Below are 18,485 nucleotides of genomic sequence, written 5' to 3'. Positions count from 1 at the left end.
CCCCCCAGCCGTAGGCGCCCAAGCTCACGATGATCGCGAGCGCCGTCACGATGGTCGCGACCCATTGGCCGGTCGACATACGGACGGCGCCCAGTGCGCCCGAGGACAGGGGGGCGGAGCGTTTTCCAGCCATGAGGAGAGGAACCTTCGAGGTGCGAGGCCTGAGGAGGTGGGGCACCGCGTCCGTGGGATCGGCGAGGCCCCAGGGAGATGTGATGGACGGATGCTAGCAGGATGCGGAGACCGGAGCGTACGTGCGCAGCAGCGATCGTCACCTGCCCGGAACCGTCCGGCACACCCGCGGCGGGGGCCGCACCGGTGCCTCCGGCGCTGGGACCTCAGTAACGCGTGGTGATGGTCCCTGCGGCGCGGTCGTGCAGGCCGCGGGTGTCGCGGTCGTAGACGACGGCGGGGATGACCAGGCACAGCAGCAGGGTGCGCACGGCCATGGAGACGAACCAGGGCCAGGAACGCTCTCCCGTGGCGATGATGCCCACGCCGACGAGACGGCGCCCGACAGAGGTGCCGAAGAGCGTGAGCAGGAGGATGTTCACGGCAGCGAAGACCACGAGGGTGGAGACCGTGGTGAAGTTGGTCAACGCGAGCGCCTCGGGCTCTCCACCGCCCTCGGCGGCCAGCGAGAGCTCCTGCCCGATGAGGCCGGCGTTGAGGGCGCCCGTCACGATGAGGGTGGCCAAGAGCCAGTCCAGGGCCAGACCCACGAGCCGGCGCATCACGCCGGGAACGGAACCGGGCCCGTTCTCCGGCAGCCCGAGGCGGCTGCCCCGGTAAAGGAAGTCGTCGTCGGGGTCGGTGGCAGCAGCGCCCGACCGGCTCTCGTCACTCATGTTCCTCACGGTATCGGCAGACCGCCGACGCCTGCGCCGGGGTGCAACGAGGGCCTGCCGGAGGCCCTTCGCCGAACATGGCCCATGCCACACCGCAGGCCGCCGACCTCCCCCGAAACGCCCCGATTCGCCCACATGGCGGGGGAAACCGCACGAACGGGGTAGGTGGTCTGCGGAAACAGCAGAGTCCGTAACATGCGAGAAACAATCGAGACATGGCGTGGAAACCGCGCCCTCCTAGCTTCGAGAACGAAGCCGGGAGGCGGATGCGATCCGATGTCGTCCGCGACGGAGCGGACCCGGCTCCACCGTCTCAGCTATCTGCACGGAGGTTCCGTTTTGTTCAGCAGCGTCGACGAGGTTCTCGCCTACATCCAGAAGGAGGACGTCAAGTTTCTCGACGTCCGATTCACGGACCTGTTCGGTGGCGTGAACCACGTTACCCTCCCCGTCGAGAACGTCGACGAGAAGACGTTCACCGAGGGCCAGATGTTCGACGGCTCCTCGATCCGCGGCTTCCAGGCCATCCACGAGTCGGACATGCTCCTGCTCCCCGACCTGAGCACGGGTGTCCTGGACCCGTTCCGCAAGCACAAGACGCTGAACATGACGTTCTTCGTGCACGACCCGATCACGCTGGACTCCTACAGCCGCGACCCGCGTAACGTCGCCCGCAAGGCTGAGGCCTTCCTGCGCGGCTCCGGCGTGGCCGACACCGCGTTCTTCGGCCCCGAGGCCGAGTTCTACATCTTCGACGACGTCAAGTTCGAGACCCGCTCGAACACGGGTTACTACGAGATCGACTCGATCGAGGGCGCCTGGAACACCGGTTCCACCATCGAAGGCGGCAACCGGGGTTACCGTCCGCGTTACAAGGGCGGTTACTTCCCCGTCGAGCCGGTCGACCACTACAGCGACCTGCGTTCGGACATGGTCCGCTCCCTCATCGACTCCGGTCTGGACGTCGAGCTGCAGCACCACGAGGTCGGCACCGCCGGCCAGGCCGAGATCGGGATCAAGTTCGGCACGCTCCTCGCCGAGGCCGACCGCGTCCAGCTGTACAAGTACATCGTCAAGAACGTCGCGAACGAGGCCGGCAAGACCGCCACGTTCATGCCCAAGCCGCTCTACGGCGACAACGGCTCCGGCATGCACTGCCACCAGAGCCTGTGGAAGGACGGCGAGCCGCTGTTCTTCGACGAGTCCGGTTACGGCCAGCTCTCCGACACCGCGCGCCACTACATCGGCGGCCTGCTCAAGCACGCCCCCGCGCTGCTGGCCTTCACCAACCCGACGGTGAACTCCTTCCACCGCCTGGTGCCGGGTTACGAGGCCCCGATCAACCTGGTCTACAGCCAGCGCAACCGTTCTGCCTGCATCCGCCTGCCGCTGACCGGGTCGAATCCGAAGGCCAAGCGCATCGAGTTCCGCGTTCCGGACCCGTCGGCCAACCCCTACCTGGCCTTCTCCGCCATGCTGATGGCCGGCATCGACGGCATCAAGAACAAGATCGAGCCGCCGGAGCCGGTCGACAAGGACCTCTACGAGCTGCCTCCCCAGGAGGCCAAGGCCATCGAGACGGTCCCGGCGTCGCTGGACGAGGCTCTGGAGGCCCTCGAGAACGACCACGAGTTCCTGCTCGAGGGCGGTGTCTTCACCAAGGACCTCATCGAGACCTACATCGACTTCAAGCGCACCGAGGAGATCGACTCCCTGCGCCTGCGCCCGCACCCGCGTGAGTTCGAGCTCTACTACGACATCTGAGGGTCCCGCGGGGCTCTGAGAGAGGCCGTCGACGGTGTTCCCGACACTGTCGACGGCCTCCCTCGTTTCCCTTGTGGGACCGAGTCCCCCTGCAGTCCTAGGTGTGTTGTTCGGTGAACACCGATCACCTGCTGCGCGGCGCCCCAGCCGGCCGGAGCAACGGAAGGCCTCCACCGAACAGACCCTAGCCGGGCAGCACGGACTCGATCCCCTTGACGACCTCCTCCGAACCGGGCTCGGTCTGCGGACCGAAGCGCGCCGCGACGGTGCCGTCCGGGGCGATGAGGAACTTCTCGAAGTTCCAGCGGACGTCCCCGGTGTGGCCCCCGGCGTCGGCGGCCCCGACCAGCCCGGTGTAGAGCGGGTGGCGGTCGTCGCCGTTGACGTCGACCTTCTCGGTCATCGGGAAGGTCGTGCCGTAGGTGGTCGAGCAGAACGTGGAGATCTCCTCGGCGGTGCCGGGCTCCTGCCCCATGAACTGGTTGCAGGGCACACCCAGGACGGTGAAGCCGCGGCCGGCGTAGCGCTGCTGCAGCTCCTCCAGGGCGGTGTACTGCGGGGTCAGCCCACACTGGGACGCCACGTTGACGACCAGGACGGCCTTGCCCCGGTGGCGGTCCAGCTCGGCCGGGCCGCCGGTGAGGGCACCGATCTCGACGTCGAGGACGGACATGTCACTCCCTTGGCTGTACGGGTGTCGGTCCCCGCAACGGTATGCCCGTCCCCTCGTCATGCCGCTGTCCGGCAAGGGATGCGGGTTCGGGCAGGCCTTCGGGGCGGGCTTAACGTGGACGAGTGGCCAGCAACGGAAGAACGAACATGACAGCAGGCGCGCTCGCCAGACGCGGTTTCAGCGACAGCCCCCGGGCCCTGCGCCTGGTGGAGGAGGCAGGGCTCGACGCGCAGGACGACCTCGCCGTCGTCGACGCGCTCGCCGGCGCCCCCGACCCCGACCAGGCACTCCTGGGCCTCCTGCGTGTGCTCGAGGCCGACACCTCCCCCGGCGAGGTTCTGGCGGCCCTGCGCGAGGAGCCCGAATTGCGGGCACGGCTGTGCCACGTCATGGGCACGAGCACCGCCCTGACCGACCACCTCGTGCGCCACCCCGGCGACTGGCGGGAACTGCGCGGCCCGGACGCAGCGCGCTCCCCCGCCCCGGAGGAGCTGCGCCGCGGCTTTCTGCACACCGTGGGTGCCGACCCGGACGCGGAGGCACCGACCGCCGCCGAGTTCGAGGACGGATCCTCCGACACCCTCCGACACGCCCTGCGTGTGGCCTACCGGCGCCGGCTCCTGCGCCTGGCCGGGCGCGATCTGACCGGCACGGCCGGCGTACAGGAGACCTCCGCGGAGCTGGCCGACCTCGCCGCCGCGATGCTGGACGCGTCCCTTGCAGTGGCCCGCCACCACCACCCCGAGGACGCGGCCCTGTGCCGGATCGCGGTCATCGGCATGGGCAAGTGCGGGGGCCGCGAGCTCAACTACGTCAGCGACGTGGACGTGGTGTTCGTCGCCGAGCCGACCGTGGACTCCGAGGGTGTCGCGATCGCCGAGAGCGTGGCAATGGCGGCGGCCACCCGCCTGGCCACCGCGATGATGCGGGTGCCGACCGAGACCGATGCCGAGGGGACCCTGTGGGAGGTCGACCCGGCGCTGCGTCCGGAAGGGCGCAACGGCCCCCTGGTGCGTCCGCTGTCGAGCCACCTGGCCTACTACGAGCGCTGGGCCAAGACGTGGGAGTTCCAGGCGCTGCTCAAGGCCCGGCCGATCGCGGGCGACCTGCAGCTGGGCCTGGACTACATGGAGGCGATCACCCCGATGGTGTGGGAGGCCTCCGCGCGCAAGGACTTCGTGGAAGACGTGCAAGCCATGCGGCGTCGTGTGGTCCAGCACATCCCCGCCGGACAGGACGAGCGCGAGTTGAAACTGGGCCCGGGCGGCCTGCGCGACATCGAGTTCTCCGTTCAGCTGCTCCAGCTCGTACACGGCCGTGCCGACGACCGGCTGCGTTCGGCCAACACGTTGGAGGCGCTCACCGCCCTGTCGGAGTACGGGTACGTGGGGCGCACTGACGCGGCGGGCCTGGCCGAGGCCTACCGTTTCCTGCGCCGGGCCGAGCACATCCTGCAACTGGACCGGTTGCGGCGCACCCATCTGATGCCGGATCCGGGAACACAGGAGGGCCCCGCACAGCTGCGGCGGCTGGGCCGGGCGCTGGGGTTCACCGCCAACCCGGTCACCGAGCTGACCGAGGCGCGCAAGCAGGTGTCGGCAAAGGTGCGGCGCCTGCACGAGAAGCTCTTCTACCGTCCACTGCTCAACGCGGTCGCGCAGCTGCCCGGAGACGAGGCGCGTCTGTCGCCCGACCAGGCCCGAGTCCGCCTGGAGGCGCTGGGTTTCGCGGACCCGGCGGGGGCGCTGCGCCACCTGGAGTCGCTGACGTCGGGGTTGTCGCGGCGGGCGTCGATCCAACGCACCCTGCTTCCGGTGATGCTGGGCTGGTTCGCCGACTCCCCCGACCCGGACGCGGGGTTGCTGGGGTTCCGGCAGGTCAGCGATGCGTTGGGCACGACCCCCTGGTATCTGCGCCTGTTGCGCGACGACGTGCGGGTGGCCGAGCGCATGGCGTGGTTGCTCGGCACGAGCCGCTACGTGACCGAGCTTCTCCTGCGGGCCCCGGACGCAGTGGCGCTGCTGGACGACGACGAGGATCTGCTGCGCCGCAGGCCCGAGGTACTCACTGCAGAGGCCGACGCTGCGCTGAGGCGGTACGACACGGACGAGGAGTCGGTGTCGGCGGTGCGGGCGCTGCGCCGACGCGAGCTGCTGCGCACGGCCGCGGCCGACCTGCTCGGCGTGTCGTCGGTGACAGAGGTCGGCGAGGCACTCACCGACATCGCCGAGGTCACGATCGACGCGGCCCTGCGGGTGGCACGCGCCCGCGTGGTGGCGGCCGACGGGGGCCGGGAGCTCACCCGGGTGTGTGTGGTGGCGATGGGCCGGTTCGGCGGTGGGGAGCTGACCTACGCCAGCGACGCCGACGTGATGTACGTGCACGATCCGCTCCCCGGTGTGGATACGGGCTCGGCCACCCAGCAGGCGATGGCTGTCGTGCGGGAGCTGGCACGGTTGCTGGAGGTCCCGGCCGCCGAGCCGCCGCTGAAGGTCGACACCGACCTGCGCCCGGAGGGCCGCAGCGGCCCGATGGTGCGAACCCTGGAGTCGTACGCCGCCTACTACGGGCGCTGGTCGCAGGTGTGGGAGAGCCAGGCGCTGCTGCGGGCCCGGCCGATCGCCGGCGACCGCGAACTCGGCACGGACTTCCTCGCACTGGTGGACCCGCTCCGTTACCCCGAAGGCGGTCCGGACGGCTCGGCGGTGCTGGAGATCCGCAAGCTCAAGGCCCGGATGGAGGCCGAGCGGCTGCCGCGCGGGGCCGACCCGACCCTGCACACGAAGCTCGGGCGCGGCGGGCTCTCGGACGTGGAGTGGGTCGTCCAGCTGTTGCAGCTGCGGCATGCCCACGAGTACCCCGACCTGCGCACGACCCGGACGTTGGCGGCCCTGGACCTGGTGGTGGCGCACGGGTTGGTCGCGGCCGACGACGGCGCGGTGCTCGAGCACGCCTGGAAGTTGGCCTCGCGCGTGCGCGGGATGATCATGCTGGTGCGCGGCCGGGGCGGGGACTCGCTCCCCTCCGACCTGCGGGTTCGCGGTGCGCTGGCCGAGGCGATGGGCTTCGGTTCCGGCTCCGATGACGAGGCCGGGGACGAGGAGGACGGTGAGGAAGCGGATCCGGCTTCGGATGCCGAGGGCGCCGACCCCGAGGGCCCGTCGGAGCAGCTCACCGACGAGTACCTGCGGTCGACGCGGCGGGCGCGGGCCGTGATGGAGCGCGTCTTCTACGACGACTGAGGGTGGCGCCCCCGTGTGTGCGGGGGCGCCACCGTTGCGGCCCCGACGTCAGTCGCCGGTGTGCAGAGCCACGGCGCCGTCGGCGGGCACGGTGGCCTGCACCTGTCCGTCGGAGACGGTGACGGTGCCCGGCCCCGCGGCGTTGGGGTAGTCGCCGTCGGGCAGGGAGGTCTCGGCGTCGAGCTCCCATTCGCTGTCGGTGGCGTTGAAGGCCGCGAAGCCGTCCTCACCGCGGTCGAAGGCCACCCGGGACTCGCCGTCGCGGTAGCGCTCCTCCAGACCGGTGCCGGCCGTGGCGGTGCGGAACTCGGCCATGCCTGCGACCGCCTCGTTCCGGTGGTCGCAGGTCCACTCCGAGGTGTTGTCGCAGTCGGCTTCCTCGGTGATCCACCCGGCGGGGTTGCCGTCCTCCTCGCCGGTGCTAGGCGGGCCCTCGGCGATATTGCCCTCGAAGTCGTAGCCCGACATCACCACGGGTGTGCCGTAGGGGTGGGCGAGCAGGAACGCTGTGGCCAGGTGGTAGCGGTCTCCGTCCTCGTAGGTGAGGATCGGCTCGTAACGCTGGCTGTCGTGGTTGTCGACGAAGACCACGGCCTCCTCGGAGGTCAGGCCTCCGTGGTCGGGCATCTCGGTGAGACCGGCGATGTCACCGTCGGCGAAGCTGTGCGACAGGGCGCGGTGGTGGTCGAAGTTGGTGATCTGGCCGTGGTCGGTGTAATCGGTGTAGGGGATCGTCTCGTCACCGATGACCTCGTGGTAGACGTGCGGCTGCCCGCCCCAGCCGGGGACGTCGTCGAGCTGGGAGAAGATCGCGTCGACGTGCTCGACCTGCACGTGCTTGGTGGCGTCGACGCGGAACCCGGCCACACCCATGCCGATGAGGCCGTTGAGGTACTGCACGAGCCGATCCTGGACGTATTCGGAGCCGGTGTCCAGGTCGGCCAGCTGAACGAGCTCGCACTCCTGGATCTGCTCCCGGTCGTCCCAGTCGGTGATCTCGTCGAAGCAGGGTCCGAAGTCGTCGTGCCCGTAGCCGTACTCGCCGTCACCGTACAGGTCGGGGTACTCGTACTTGCTCCACTCGGTGCCGTTGCTGCCGGTTCCGGACTCCGGGCCGGTCATGTGGTTGATCACGGCGTCGACGTAGATGCGCACACCGTTGTCAGCACATGTGTCGACCATGTCCTGGAAGTCGTCGACGGTGCCGCGCCGGGTGTTGTCGAGCTGGTAGGAGACGGGCTGGTAATCCTGCCACCAGGGGTAGTTTCCGCCCTCGCTGTGTTCTTCGACGACGTGTTCCTGGGGCGGGGAGACCTGTACCCCGGTGAAGCCCTCGGGGCCGAGGAAGTCGGTGCACTCCTGGGCGACGGAGTCCCAGGTCCATTGGAAGAGGTGGACGATCGTTCCGTCCTCGGGGGCCTGCTGCGCCTGCGGGGGTTGTGCTGCCGCGGCCGGCTGCGTCTCGGTCGGGGTGGAGGCCCCAGAGGCAGCGAGCAGTCCGGCCCCGAGCACCAGGGCGCCGGCGACCGCGCCGATCCGGAGGGTTGTCATCGTGCGCTCCTTAACAGGGGGTGCGTCGAAGGCGGTACCACCCTCGACGACGTTACCTTGCAGAACTTGCAAGACTTTGCGCGCGAGTGACGAAGGTAACAGACGAGTGCGGCCGTGTGAACGGGTGCCCACGGAGGAAAATTCACGCAAGTGAACGCAAGAAAGCGGGGGCGGCACGGACCTGCGAGTCCGTGCCGCCCCCGTTCCGGAACCGGCGCGCGGCGTGCGGGCACCGCGCGGGCGTGCATCACCAGAAGACGGCGAGACCGATGTTGAGGACACCGAGCAGACCGGCGGCCGCGGCCAGCTTCGTGGCCGGGTTGCGCTTGTCGACGAAACCGACGACGACGATCGCCAGGGCGATCACGAGCTTGACGCCGATCTTCATGTGGTTGACGTCGTCGAGGTCGCCCATCTCGTAGACACCGACGAGGGCGATGCCGCTGACGAGCTGCAGGAGGGCGCTGTGCAGCAGGACCTTGACCGACTTGGCGTTGTCGGTCATCAGCTGCATGAGGGCACCGGCGAGGATGCCGGCCAGGCCGATCATGTGCAGGAAGAGAAGGAAGGATGCGAGGATGCTCATGCGCCCAGACTACTACTGCTTGTAGTTGTTCAGTCCGTTTTGTCGACACACTGACGTAACGAAGCGCATGCACCTCCGGAACGGGTCAGTGGGCCAGGAAGAACGTCCTCTGGCGCCAGAGCAACCACGCCAGCAGGAGCACGAGCCCCGCGCCCGCCACGCGCAGCGCGTTCTGGCCGTCGACCGCGCCCGCTGCCTTGGCGACCACGGTCTCCTCGGCCACCGCGACGCCCTCGGTGGCACACGCGGTCGGCTCGGCCTCACGTTCCAGGAGCAGGCACGCTGTGCTCCCGAGCTGCCTTCCGGGACGGACGTCCTCGTTCAGGCGGGCCGTCACGGTGTACTCGGTCTCCTCGCCGGGCGGGACGTCGACCACCCAGTTGGCGATGCTGTCCTCGACCACACCGTCACGCCCGGCGGAGACGATCTCCATGTCGTCGGGCACGTGCTGGGCGAGCAGGGCCTGCTCCATCGACGCTCGGTCGCTGTTGACCACTGTGATGCGGAACCGGACCTCCTCCCCCGGTTCGACCGGCCCCTCGACACCGTTGAGCGAGACCCCCACGAGCGGTTCCCCCTGCCCCTCCGCGGGTTCGGCCGCCGCCGGCGCCGAGGCCGCCACCATGAGCCCCGCCGCGCCCGCTCCGACACGGCCCACCACGGCCCACCAGACTCTCCGCACGATCCGAGTCATCCTGCGCCTCCTGTCCCTGAACACTCGAACAGGACAAGACAACTATGAGTGGGCGAACGATCCCGGTCGGTGACACGCATCACCAGGAGAAGTCTCCGGCCACCGGCGGCCTTTGTCCGTATTCGGCCACCTGCGCGGGCGCCGTCCACCCCCGTGCACCCTCGGAACGTGCCATGCTTCTACGGTCGGGCCCTCGACCCCCTGGAGGCAGCGTGCGCACTCTGACCTATTCCGTGGCGGTCTCACTGGACGGCTTCGTCTGCGCCCCCGACGGTTCCTTCGACTTCTTCGACCCGGACGCGGAGTCGGGCGAGCTCGGGGACAACGGGAGGTTCCACGTCGAGGAGTACCCGGAGCTGCTGCCCACGCACGTGCGGGCACATCTGGGCGTTGACGTACCCGACCGGCACTTCGACACCGTGCTCCAGGGCCGCGGTTCCTACCAGGTCGCGCTCGACATCGGGGTGACCAGCCCCTACTCGCACATGCGCGAGTACGTCTTCTCACGCACGTTGCCCGCGGACATCGACCAGAACGTCACGGTGGTGGCCGAGGACCCCGTGGGAGCTGTCCGCGCTCTCAAGGCAGAGGCAGGGCCCCTGGGCGTCTGCCTGGTCGGCGGCCCCGCAATCGCCGGACTCCTGCTGCCGGAGATCGACGAGCTCATGATCAAGCGCTACCCCGTCGTCGCCGGGTCGGGGAAGGCGTTCTTCGAGGGCGCGGACTTCGACCCGGCCTCCTTCGAGCGGGTGGAGAGCACCGTCTTCGAGCAAGGGAGCGACTACACGCTGTTCCGCCGCGCCCGTGGAGTGACAGGGGCGGGGTGACGGGTCAGACGGTCCAGCGGTTGGTCATCGGCAGGCGGCGGTCGCGACTGAGGTTACGGGCGCTGATCTTGGTACCCGGAGCGCTCTGGCGCCGCTTGTACTCGGCACGGTCGACCATGCGGATGACCCGCCGCACCAGGTCCGGGTCGAAGCCCGCGAACACGAGCTCGGCCTCGCCCTCGTCGGTACCCACGTAGGCGTCCAGGACGGCGTCGAGCACCGCGTAGTCCGGCAGGGAGTCGGTGTCGAACTGGTCCGGACCCAGCTCGGCGCTGGGGGGTTTCGCGATGGAGTTCTCCGGGATCGGCGGTACGTGCCCGCCGCGTTCGGCGTCTGCGTTGCGCCACTCGGCGAGCTCCCACACTAGCGTCTTCCAGCAGTCCTTGAGGGGTGCGAACCCGCCCACGGAGTCGCCGTACAGGGTCGAGTACCCGGTGGCCGCCTCGCTCTTGTTGCCGGTGGCCAGCACCAGATGCCCCTCCTGGTTGGACAGGCTCATCAGGAACGTGCCCCGCACCCGCGCCTGCAGGTTCTCCGCGGCGAGCCCGTGCAGTGGGCTGGCGGCCTGCTCGGCGGCGGCCTCGAAGGACTCCACCATCGGGCCGATCTCGACCGTGCGCACCGGGAACCCCTGCCGACGGGCCAGTTCCTCGGCGTCGGAGACCGAGTGGGCGCTGGAGTGCTCACCCGGCATGAGCACCCCGTGCACCAGGTCCGGGCCGAGCGCGTCCACCGCCACCGTGGCCGCGAGTGCGGAGTCGATGCCGCCGGAGACCCCCACGAGCACCGAGGAGAACCCGTTCTTGAGCACGTAGCTGCGCAGCCCGGTGACCAGGGCGCGGTAGACCTCGCCGACGTCGGAACGCGGATCCGGCCTGGGGGTGACCGTGTTGGCACGCGGCGGGTACGGCGCCACCGGGTCCTCGGAGACGGTCCGGCGGCGCACCCGCAGACCATGGACGAGGTCCGGCGCGGGGTCGGAGCGCCGGCCGGCCGCGGGGAGCTCGAGGTCGGCGACCAGCAGCTCCTCGGTGAACTGCGGGGCCCGCGCCACCAGCTCGCCCTCGGCGTCGACCACCAGCGAATCGCCCTCGAAGACCAGGTCGTCCTGGCCTCCGACCATGTTCACGTAGGCCAGGGCGGCATTGATGCGTCGGGACCGCGCCTGGCACAGGTCCAGGCGCACGTCGTCCTTGTCGCGCTCGTAGGGCGAACCGTTGAGCACCGCGAGCAGGTCGGCTCCCACGGTGCCGGCGGCGTCCACGGGCCCGCCCTCCTGCCAGAGGTCCTCGCACACCGCCAGCGCCACGTCCACACCGCGCACACGCAGGAGCCCCAGGGTGTCGCCGGGCACGAAATTGCGGAACTCGTCGAAGACCCCGTAGTTGGGCAGGTGGTGCTTGGCCGAGGTGAGCACGACCTCGCCGCGGTGCAGCACCGCGACGGCGTTCTGCGGCGCACCGGAGGGTTGGCCGGTGCGGGACGGCACGCCCTCGCGGCGGGACAGGAAACCCACCACGACCGGCAGCTCCCCCAGACCCTCGTGGTCGAGGTCCCGGGCCAGGGCTCGGGTCGCCTTCACCGATGCCGACACGAAGGAGTCCCGTAGGGCGAGGTCCTCCACGGGATAACCGGTGAGGACCATCTCGGGGAACAGGACCAGGTGCACCCCCTCCCCCGCGGCCCGACGGGTGTGCTGGACGACCAGGGCCCTGTTGCCCTCGAGGTCGCCGACGACGGGATCGACCTGCGCGAGTGCGATGCGGAGCTGTCTCACGCGCCCGACACTAGCCCGGCCGTGTTACGCCGAGGGGTCAACGAAACGGGCGTGTGGGCGGGCTTCCGGCGCGCCCCGGAAGGAGCCGGCGGCGATTCGCCCCGAGGAGGGCGAGTGAGGCACCCTTACCGCAGGCCATCCCGTGTGGGGAGGAGCCGAGAATCAGACGGACCGGAGCTGCGGTTCGGAAACCCGGCGGAAATATCCACACGGCACACTGGTGATGGGACACGACGTCCGGCCGGTCCGCGCGCCCGTGGACCACCCGCCCGGACCGACCGGCATCGAGGAAGGTTGAACGTGAATCGTCAGCAGGAATTCGTGCTCCGCACACTTGAGGAGCGCGACATCCGGTTCGTACGGCTGTGGTTCACCGACGTGCTCGGGTACCTCAAGTCCGTGGCGATCGCGCCCGCAGAGCTGGAGGCCGCCTTCTCGGAGGGCATCGGCTTCGACGGATCGGCCATCGAGGGATTCGCGCGCGTCTACGAGGCCGACATGCTCGCCCAGCCCGACCCTTCGACGTTCCAGCCCCTGCCCTGGCGCAACGAGCCGCACGGGACCGCGCGCATGTACTGCGACATCCTGATGCCCGACGGTTCGCCCTCGCCCGCCGATCCGCGGCACGTGCTCAAGCGCCAGCTCGGCAAGGCCTCCGACCTCGGGTTCACGTTCTACACGCACCCCGAGATCGAGTTCTACCTGCTCAAGAAGATGCCCGAGCACGGGGAATTCCCCGAGCCCAACGACCTGGGCGGGTACTTCGACCACACGCCGCACAACAGCGCGCACGACTTCCGTCGCAACGCCATCAACATGCTCGAGGCGATGGGCATCTCGGTGGAGTTCAGCCACCACGAGGGCGGTCCCGGCCAGCAGGAGATCGACCTGCGCTACGCCGACGCGCTCACCACCGCCGACAACATCATGACCTTCCGGCTCGTGATGAAGGAGGTGGCGATGGAGCAGGGGGTCTACGCGACCTTCATGCCCAAGCCCTTCACCGAGTACCCCGGCTCGGGCATGCACACGCACCTGTCGCTGTTCGAGGGCGACCGGAACGCCTTCTACGAGCCGGGCGCCGACTACCAGCTCTCCAAGGTCGGGCGCGGCTTCATCGCGGGCCTCCTGCGGCACGCCGACGAGATCGCGGCCGTGACCAACCAGTGGGTGAACTCCTACAAGCGGCTGTGGGACGACCCCGCCGCCTCCGCCGGCGCGGGCGGCGAGGCCCCTGCCTACATCTGCTGGGGCCACAACAACCGCTCCGCTCTGGTGCGGGTGCCGATGTACAAGCCGGGCAAGTCCAACTCGAGCCGGATCGAGATCCGCTCCCTGGACTCCTCGTGCAACCCCTACCTCGCCTACGCGGTGATCCTGGCCGCGGGCCTCAAGGGCATCGAGGAGGGGTACGAGCTGCCCCCGGGCGCCGAGGACGACGTGTGGGCCCTGACCGACGCCGAGCGGCGTGCGATGGGCATCCGCCCGCTGCCGCAGAGCCTGGACGAGGCGCTGCGCATCATGGAGAACAGCGAGCTGGTCGCCGAGACGCTGGGCGAGCACGTCTTCGACTTCTTCCTGCGCAACAAGAAGGCGGAGTGGAACTCCTACCGCCGCCAGGTGACCCCGTACGAGCTGCAGCGGTATCTGCCGACCCTGTAAGGAGCAGCGCACACCCCGGCCTCGGCCCCCGTCCGGAGGACGGGGGCCGACCTGTGTCCGGGGGCCTTGTCATGAACCCGGCATTCCTGCCCGAACGCCCCGTTGGAGAGCGATGGGCCATGAGAGAACAAACAGTTGCCCTGGCCCCAAGGACTAACGCCAGCATCGAGGACAACGTCGACTGCGGCGACGGGTAGGCCTGAACAGCCACCGGGAAGGTGTGTTGGACGCCACAGTCCAAGTTCTCGTCCAGGCGCCCCCTGTCCTCCGGATGACAGAAAGCCGCCCACGCCGACGTACAGCACAGTGCCATCACCCGAACAGGCACATTTCGAACGACCTGGGGGGGCGAACCGCCCGATATTGAGTGTGGACGCCTAGTTCTCACATTGGACACAACGAAGACATTCCACCGGACAGTTCGAAGAGCGCGAATCACACCCCTTCGCCTGCTATATCCTTGATCTCCCCTTCTCCTATCGATCCCCAGGGAGGAACGATGAGCGACGGCACCGGCGCCAATCCCATCGAGTCAATGCAGGGCGGTGAGTACGCGGAAGCGCTCGCGACCGCCATGGCCGGCCTCGCTGACATGTTCGACATGCTCGTGGACGACGCGGCCACGGACGCCGGCCACGATGACGTTGCTTCTGGGTTCCGCAGTTTCAAGGAAAATCATTCCCAGGATTTCATCGACGTGCAGAACCATGGCCTCGACATCGCAGACCATATTCAGGACGGCGCGGCACACACTGCAGAGACGGATGTGGAGAGCCAGGAGGACTTCGAGCGCCCCTGGGAGGCCCTGGAAGAACTCAAGTCCTGACCTCCAGCCCTCACCGAAACCCCCACAGAAATCTTTACATGGATGAGGCCAGGGCCCTCTCCCAGATGTTCGGTCAGACCACGGACGACCTCCAAGGCGGCTATGGCCTGTCGACCAACCTGGCTCTTTCCACGGGTTCGTACGCGAACTACTGGGGCGACTCAGGGGATGATCACGCCCTGACCGACGCTCAGATGTATCCGCTCGTGGATGTGGCATCGCGAAACAAGGATGCCAACTACTTCATGCTCACAGGCACCCATCACAACCCCGAGCTCGGTGTCGACATCGACGACAGTCAGCGTGAACAGGCCTTCGAAGGGCTCTTCACGCACCGGTGGAATGACGAGGGTGAGACCGTCAGCCAGTTCACCGACTGGCTCTCCGAAGACCTCGACAGCGACGACTATCAAGAGTCAAGTCGCGCTGGACGTGGATTCGCAGGATTCATGGAAACCATCACTGACGATGATATGCCGGAAAAGCTGATGAACACGGGAACTCATCTCAAGGAGGGCGGCAATGAATACCAGAATGCCTCTTTCACGCAATACAATATTGAGCTTGCACACAGCCTGAGCGACATGTTTGATGCACATGTTTACAGCTTCGCCAATGGCGACGTTTACGACACGAACGATCAATTCACGCAAGGCATCGGGCAATACCGCCATAGCGATGGATTCATCCAAATGGGCACCGAAGAACGAGCTACATTCATGCAGTTCTTGATGGGCAATGATGAAACTGCAGTCGAGGCAGCAGAAACCGTTGATCTTTATCATCAGATGGAATCTGCTACCTTTCTGGGCGGCGGAGCCAGCGCCGAGACCTCGCGCGGATCTGGCACACTCCAAGGCCTGTTTGATCATTCGCTTAAGATGGAATCGGAGAGTCGATACCAGGACCTTGGCGAGCAAGTCGATCGAGAGGAAGAAGTTACAGGAATTTTCGTAACTGAGGCTGGAAATCTCTCAGAGAAAATTCCAGTTGTCGGTACGGCACTCTCCAAGGGCATTGAACACGGGAAAGATGGAATCGTCGAAGCCATCGTCGACGGCGAATTTGACAAGACAGAATGGTCAGTGCGGAGTGGAAACCTGAACTGGCTCGACGGCCCTTTCGAGACTTTCATGCGTTATAGCGAGGTGACCTGGTGCGCCACAGTTGAGAACGCATGGGATTTCGTCACGGCCTACGTCGACGAGTTCGAGGACACCTACGAGACCCAGGCCGAGTACCTCGAGAGCATCGAGGACTACGTCGACTGCGGCGACGGGCGCATCTGACCCGGTCGGCCACGCACGGCGTGGCCGACCGCACGCCCCCGCGGGAATGCATACGGGAGGGGGTATGTTGGCGCCGGTGAGGTGATGACCGATGGAGCTGAGGCCGGAGATGGTCGGCGACGCCCTGACCCGCCTGCGACGGGCGCAGGGGCAGTTGGCCGGCGTGATCGACATGATGGAGCAGGGCGAGGACTGCACCGAGGTGTTGCAGCAGCTCGCGGCGGTCTCGCGCGCCCTTGACCGGGCCGGGTTCAAGATCGTCTCCAGCGGTCTGCGCCACTGCAACGCCGCACGTGAACGCGGCGAGGAGCCGGAGATGACCGAGCAGCAGCTGGAGAAGCTCTTCCTCGCTCTGGCCTGACCGGGCCGGCGCCGGAGTCCCCCTCTGTGCACCATATACCCCCGGGGGTTCTTATGCCCTCCGGATACCCCCAGGGGTTCAAAACGACCACGAAGGAGCGCGAGCATGATCCTGACCCAGTACTACCTCGACTGCCTCTCGCAGGCCTCGTACCTCATCGGCGACGAGACCACCGGGAAGGCCGTCGTGGTCGACCCGCGCATCGACGTGGACGAGTACCTCGACGACGCACGCGACCAGGGCCTCGACGTCGTGGGGGTGATCAACACCCACCTGCACGCGGACTTCATCTCCGGGCACTTCGAGATCGCCGAACGCACCGGCGCCTGGATCGGCTACGGGGAGACCGCCGAGGCGGAGTTCGCCTTCCGGGGTCTGGCCGAGGGCGAGCGCATCACGCTGGGCGAGGTCGAGGTGGAGGTCCTGCACACCCCCGGCCACACGCCCGAGTCCATCAGCCTCGTCGTGTACGAGCGCGGCGGCGACGCAGTGCCCTACGGGGTACTGACCGGCGACGCCCTGTTCATCGGCGACGTGGGCCGCCCCGACCTGGCTGCCTCGTTCGGGCACTCCCCCGAGAAGCTCGCGCCGATGCTCTACGACTCGGTGCACAACAAGCTCATGGCCCTGCCCGACGCCACCCGGCTCTTCCCCGGGCACGGCGCCGGTTCGGCGTGCGGCAAGAACATCTCGACCGAGCGGCAGTCCACCATCGGCGACCAGCGGCGCACCAACTACGCGGTGCAGCCGATGAGCGAGGCGGAGTTCGTGGAGCTTGTACGGGAGGGCCAGGAGGCGATCCCGGCCTACTTCTCCTACGACGCCGCCCGCAACCGACAGGACCGCGCCCCGGTCGACGTCGAGGCACTGGCCCGGCCGTTGGCCCCGGAGGAGTTCCTGCGCCTGCGGGCCGAGGGTGCGGTGGTCGTCGACGCCCGTGACCACCAGTCCTTCTCCGCCGGTCACCTGCGCGGTGCGCTCAACGTGGGCACTGACGGGCGCTTCGCCGAGACCTCCGGGATGATGGTCGAGCCGGGGTCGCAGATCCTGGTGGTGGCCGCCGCCGGGCAGGAGCAGGAGGCCGTGACCCGCCTGGCCCGCGTGGGGTTGGACACCGTCGCCGGGTACCTGGAGCGCCCCGAGGCCGTCATGGCCTCGGTTCCCGACGAGGTGGAGCGCGCCCCGCGTGTGGAGGCCGCCGAGCTCGCCCGCATGCTCGAGGGCGAGGACGCACCCGTGGTGGTGGACGTGCGCGGTTCGGCCGAACGCGAGGGCGGGTTCATCGAGGGTGCGGTGCACATCCCGCTGGCCCACCTGCCCGAACGCGGTGGGGAGCTGCCCACCGACCGGCCGGTCGTCGTGCACTGCGCCGGCGGGTACCGCTCCAGCGTCGCCGCCAGCCACCTGCGCGCGCAGGGGCATTCGCAGGTGGCCGACCTCGTGGGCGGGTTCCACGCTTACCGCATGCTCGCCGCCTGACCCGTTCGTGATCCGGGGGAACGTGTACCCTCGGATACCCCCCGGGGTTCCAGAGCCCGTACACGTCCCCCGCCCGCCTTTCCAGCCCGTCTATCCAAAACCGGAGTTCTCGCATGACCAGCAGCAACACCGACGTCCCTTCCGTGCGCGCCCTCCTCGAGCAAGACCCCGACGCCCTCGTGGTCGACGTGCGCACGCCCGCCGAGTACGAGAGCTCCCACATCGACGGCTCCGTGAACCTGCCCCTGGGCCAGGCCGACCCGCACCTGGAGCATCTCGCCGCCGGCGCCCGCGGCCCGATGGTCCTCGTCTGCCAGGCCGGGCCCCGTGCCGAGCAGTTCCGAGACCGGCTCGCCGGAGCCGGGTTCGCCGACGCCTCCGTGATGACCGGCGGCATGAACGCCTGGGAGGCTGACGGCGCACCGGTCGTACGCGGCAAGGAGCGCTGGGCCCTGGAACGCCAGGTACGCCTGGTGGCCGGCAGCATCGTCCTCGTGTCGGTGCTGCTGAGCCTGGTGTGGCAGCCGGCGGTGTGGGTGGCCGCCTTCATCGGCGCCGGGCTGACCTTCGCGGCGGTGACGAACACGTGCGGGATGGCGATGGCGTTGTCCAAGCTCCCCTACAACCAGCCGCGCAACGCCGTGGACGTGGAGGCCTCGGTGGCCCGGCTGACCACCGCCGACGGCTCCTCGCGCCGCTGAGCGCCCGGTGGCCCCATTCGCTCAGGGCGAGGCCACCGACAGCAGGGGTGCGACGAGCGCGGCCAGGGCCAACCCCGCGAGCTGGCGGGGCGCGAGCCGCTCACCGAGCAGCGCCACCCCGAGCAGGACGGGGATCACGGGGTACAGCGCGACCACCACGACGACCGCCCCGACCAGCGCCCCGTGGGTGGCCAGCACGTAGGCG

Annotated in this window: 15 protein-coding genes and 1 pseudogene; 9 read left to right on the top strand and 7 right to left on the bottom strand. The window is 68.5% G+C overall.

Going from position 1 to position 18,485, the window contains the following annotated elements; all coding sequences use genetic code 11:
- Nucleotides 1-338: 338 nt before the first annotated feature.
- On the bottom strand, nucleotides 339-848 hold the full coding sequence (locus tag D474_RS0114665; RefSeq protein WP_017614308.1) for an RDD family protein: 510 nt from the start codon (nucleotides 846-848) through the stop codon (nucleotides 339-341).
- A 339-nt stretch (nucleotides 849-1,187) separates the two neighbouring features.
- On the opposite strand from D474_RS0114665, the gene glnA (D474_RS0114660) reads away from it, so the two are divergent.
- Nucleotides 1,188-2,612 (top strand): type I glutamate--ammonia ligase, encoded by a 1,425-nt coding sequence (gene glnA / locus D474_RS0114660; RefSeq protein ID WP_026118494.1) that lies wholly within the window; start codon nucleotides 1,188-1,190, stop codon nucleotides 2,610-2,612.
- Nucleotides 2,613-2,796: 184 nt separating this feature from the next.
- Here glnA (D474_RS0114660) and D474_RS0114655 read toward each other — a convergent pair whose 3' ends face one another.
- Complete coding sequence (locus D474_RS0114655) at nucleotides 2,797-3,285, bottom strand: glutathione peroxidase (RefSeq protein WP_017614306.1); 489 nt, start codon at nucleotides 3,283-3,285, stop codon at nucleotides 2,797-2,799.
- A 146-nt stretch (nucleotides 3,286-3,431) separates the two neighbouring features.
- Between D474_RS0114655 and D474_RS0114650 the strand changes: the two genes are divergently transcribed.
- Nucleotides 3,432-6,527, top strand: coding sequence for a bifunctional [glutamine synthetase] adenylyltransferase/[glutamine synthetase]-adenylyl-L-tyrosine phosphorylase (locus D474_RS0114650; protein WP_017614305.1), 3,096 nt, complete (start codon nucleotides 3,432-3,434; stop codon nucleotides 6,525-6,527).
- Between the two features lie 48 nt (nucleotides 6,528-6,575).
- Here the strand turns inward: D474_RS0114650 and D474_RS0114645 are convergent, their stop codons facing one another.
- The 3 genes from D474_RS0114645 to D474_RS0114635 all read right to left on the bottom strand — a co-directional run bounded on the left by D474_RS0114645 (nucleotide 6,576) and on the right by D474_RS0114635 (nucleotide 9,358).
- A complete protein-coding gene (locus D474_RS0114645) occupies nucleotides 6,576-8,078 on the bottom strand; it encodes an alpha-amylase (protein WP_017614304.1) in 1,503 nt (500 codons plus the stop codon).
- Between the two features lie 247 nt (nucleotides 8,079-8,325).
- The gene (locus D474_RS0114640) at nucleotides 8,326-8,664 is read right to left on the bottom strand and encodes a hypothetical protein (protein WP_017614303.1); all 339 of its coding nucleotides are present in this window, start codon (nucleotides 8,662-8,664) and stop codon (nucleotides 8,326-8,328) included.
- 85 nt (nucleotides 8,665-8,749) lie between these two features.
- On the bottom strand, nucleotides 8,750-9,358 hold the full coding sequence (locus D474_RS0114635; protein ID WP_017614302.1) for a DUF11 domain-containing protein: 609 nt from the start codon (nucleotides 9,356-9,358) through the stop codon (nucleotides 8,750-8,752).
- Nucleotides 9,359-9,570: 212 nt separating this feature from the next.
- Between D474_RS0114635 and D474_RS0114630 the strand changes: the two genes are divergently transcribed.
- Complete coding sequence (locus D474_RS0114630; protein WP_017614301.1) at nucleotides 9,571-10,185, top strand: dihydrofolate reductase family protein; 615 nt, start codon at nucleotides 9,571-9,573, stop codon at nucleotides 10,183-10,185.
- 4 nt (nucleotides 10,186-10,189) lie between these two features.
- Here the strand turns inward: D474_RS0114630 and D474_RS0114625 are convergent, their stop codons facing one another.
- The gene (locus D474_RS0114625) at nucleotides 10,190-11,962 is read right to left on the bottom strand and encodes an NAD+ synthase (protein WP_017614300.1); all 1,773 of its coding nucleotides are present in this window, start codon (nucleotides 11,960-11,962) and stop codon (nucleotides 10,190-10,192) included.
- 300 nt (nucleotides 11,963-12,262) lie between these two features.
- On the opposite strand from D474_RS0114625, the gene glnA (D474_RS0114620) reads away from it, so the two are divergent.
- The 6 genes from glnA (D474_RS0114620) (at nucleotide 12,263) to D474_RS0114595 (ending at nucleotide 18,280) form a co-directional block, all read left to right on the top strand.
- A complete protein-coding gene (gene glnA, locus D474_RS0114620; protein ID WP_026118493.1) occupies nucleotides 12,263-13,624 on the top strand; it encodes a type I glutamate--ammonia ligase in 1,362 nt (453 codons plus the stop codon).
- Between the two features lie 499 nt (nucleotides 13,625-14,123).
- Nucleotides 14,124-14,450, top strand: a complete 327-nt coding sequence (locus tag D474_RS0114615) for a hypothetical protein (RefSeq protein ID WP_017614298.1) — start codon at nucleotides 14,124-14,126, stop codon at nucleotides 14,448-14,450.
- The gene (locus D474_RS28825; RefSeq protein ID WP_449289355.1) at nucleotides 14,420-15,739 is read left to right on the top strand and encodes a TPR repeat region-containing protein; all 1,320 of its coding nucleotides are present in this window, start codon (nucleotides 14,420-14,422) and stop codon (nucleotides 15,737-15,739) included. The genes D474_RS0114615 and D474_RS28825 overlap by 31 nt, the downstream gene beginning before the upstream one ends.
- A 91-nt stretch (nucleotides 15,740-15,830) precedes the next feature.
- A complete protein-coding gene (locus D474_RS0114605; protein ID WP_017614296.1) occupies nucleotides 15,831-16,100 on the top strand; it encodes a metal-sensitive transcriptional regulator in 270 nt (89 codons plus the stop codon).
- Between the two features lie 105 nt (nucleotides 16,101-16,205).
- Complete coding sequence (locus tag D474_RS0114600; protein WP_017614295.1) at nucleotides 16,206-17,579, top strand: rhodanese-like domain-containing protein; 1,374 nt, start codon at nucleotides 16,206-16,208, stop codon at nucleotides 17,577-17,579.
- Nucleotides 17,580-17,692: 113 nt separating this feature from the next.
- Nucleotides 17,693-18,280 (top strand): rhodanese-like domain-containing protein, encoded by a 588-nt coding sequence (locus D474_RS0114595; protein WP_017614294.1) that lies wholly within the window; start codon nucleotides 17,693-17,695, stop codon nucleotides 18,278-18,280.
- Nucleotides 18,281-18,301: 21 nt separating this feature from the next.
- On the opposite strand, the pseudogene D474_RS32290 reads toward D474_RS0114595, so the two are convergent.
- A pseudogene (locus D474_RS32290) lies at nucleotides 18,302-18,485 on the bottom strand (DMT family transporter); the annotation flags it as partial.

This window comes from Nocardiopsis salina YIM 90010, assembly GCF_000341025.1.
Lineage (GTDB): Bacteria > Actinomycetota > Actinomycetes > Streptosporangiales > Streptosporangiaceae > Nocardiopsis > Nocardiopsis salina.
Note: the sequence above shows the minus strand (reverse complement) of the source record. Positions and strands in the feature narration are given on the sequence as shown.

Excerpts from the sequence above, each read along its gene's own strand:
- D474_RS0114645 (WP_017614304.1), bottom strand. The coding sequence starts at position 8,078 with ATGACAACCCTCCGGATCGGCGCGGTCGCCGGCGCCCTGGTGCTCGGG.
- D474_RS0114635 (WP_017614302.1), bottom strand. The coding sequence starts at position 9,358 with ATGACTCGGATCGTGCGGAGAGTCTGGTGGGCCGTGGTGGGCCGTGTC.
- D474_RS0114665 (WP_017614308.1), bottom strand. The coding sequence starts at position 848 with ATGAGTGACGAGAGCCGGTCGGGCGCTGCTGCCACCGACCCCGACGAC.
- D474_RS0114640 (WP_017614303.1), bottom strand. The coding sequence starts at position 8,664 with ATGAGCATCCTCGCATCCTTCCTTCTCTTCCTGCACATGATCGGCCTG.
- D474_RS0114605 (WP_017614296.1), top strand. The coding sequence starts at position 15,831 with ATGGAGCTGAGGCCGGAGATGGTCGGCGACGCCCTGACCCGCCTGCGA.
- D474_RS0114650 (WP_017614305.1), top strand. The coding sequence starts at position 3,432 with ATGACAGCAGGCGCGCTCGCCAGACGCGGTTTCAGCGACAGCCCCCGG.
- D474_RS0114655 (WP_017614306.1), bottom strand. The coding sequence starts at position 3,285 with ATGTCCGTCCTCGACGTCGAGATCGGTGCCCTCACCGGCGGCCCGGCC.
- D474_RS0114595 (WP_017614294.1), top strand. The coding sequence starts at position 17,693 with ATGACCAGCAGCAACACCGACGTCCCTTCCGTGCGCGCCCTCCTCGAG.
- D474_RS0114615 (WP_017614298.1), top strand. The coding sequence starts at position 14,124 with ATGAGCGACGGCACCGGCGCCAATCCCATCGAGTCAATGCAGGGCGGT.
- D474_RS0114600 (WP_017614295.1), top strand. The coding sequence starts at position 16,206 with ATGATCCTGACCCAGTACTACCTCGACTGCCTCTCGCAGGCCTCGTAC.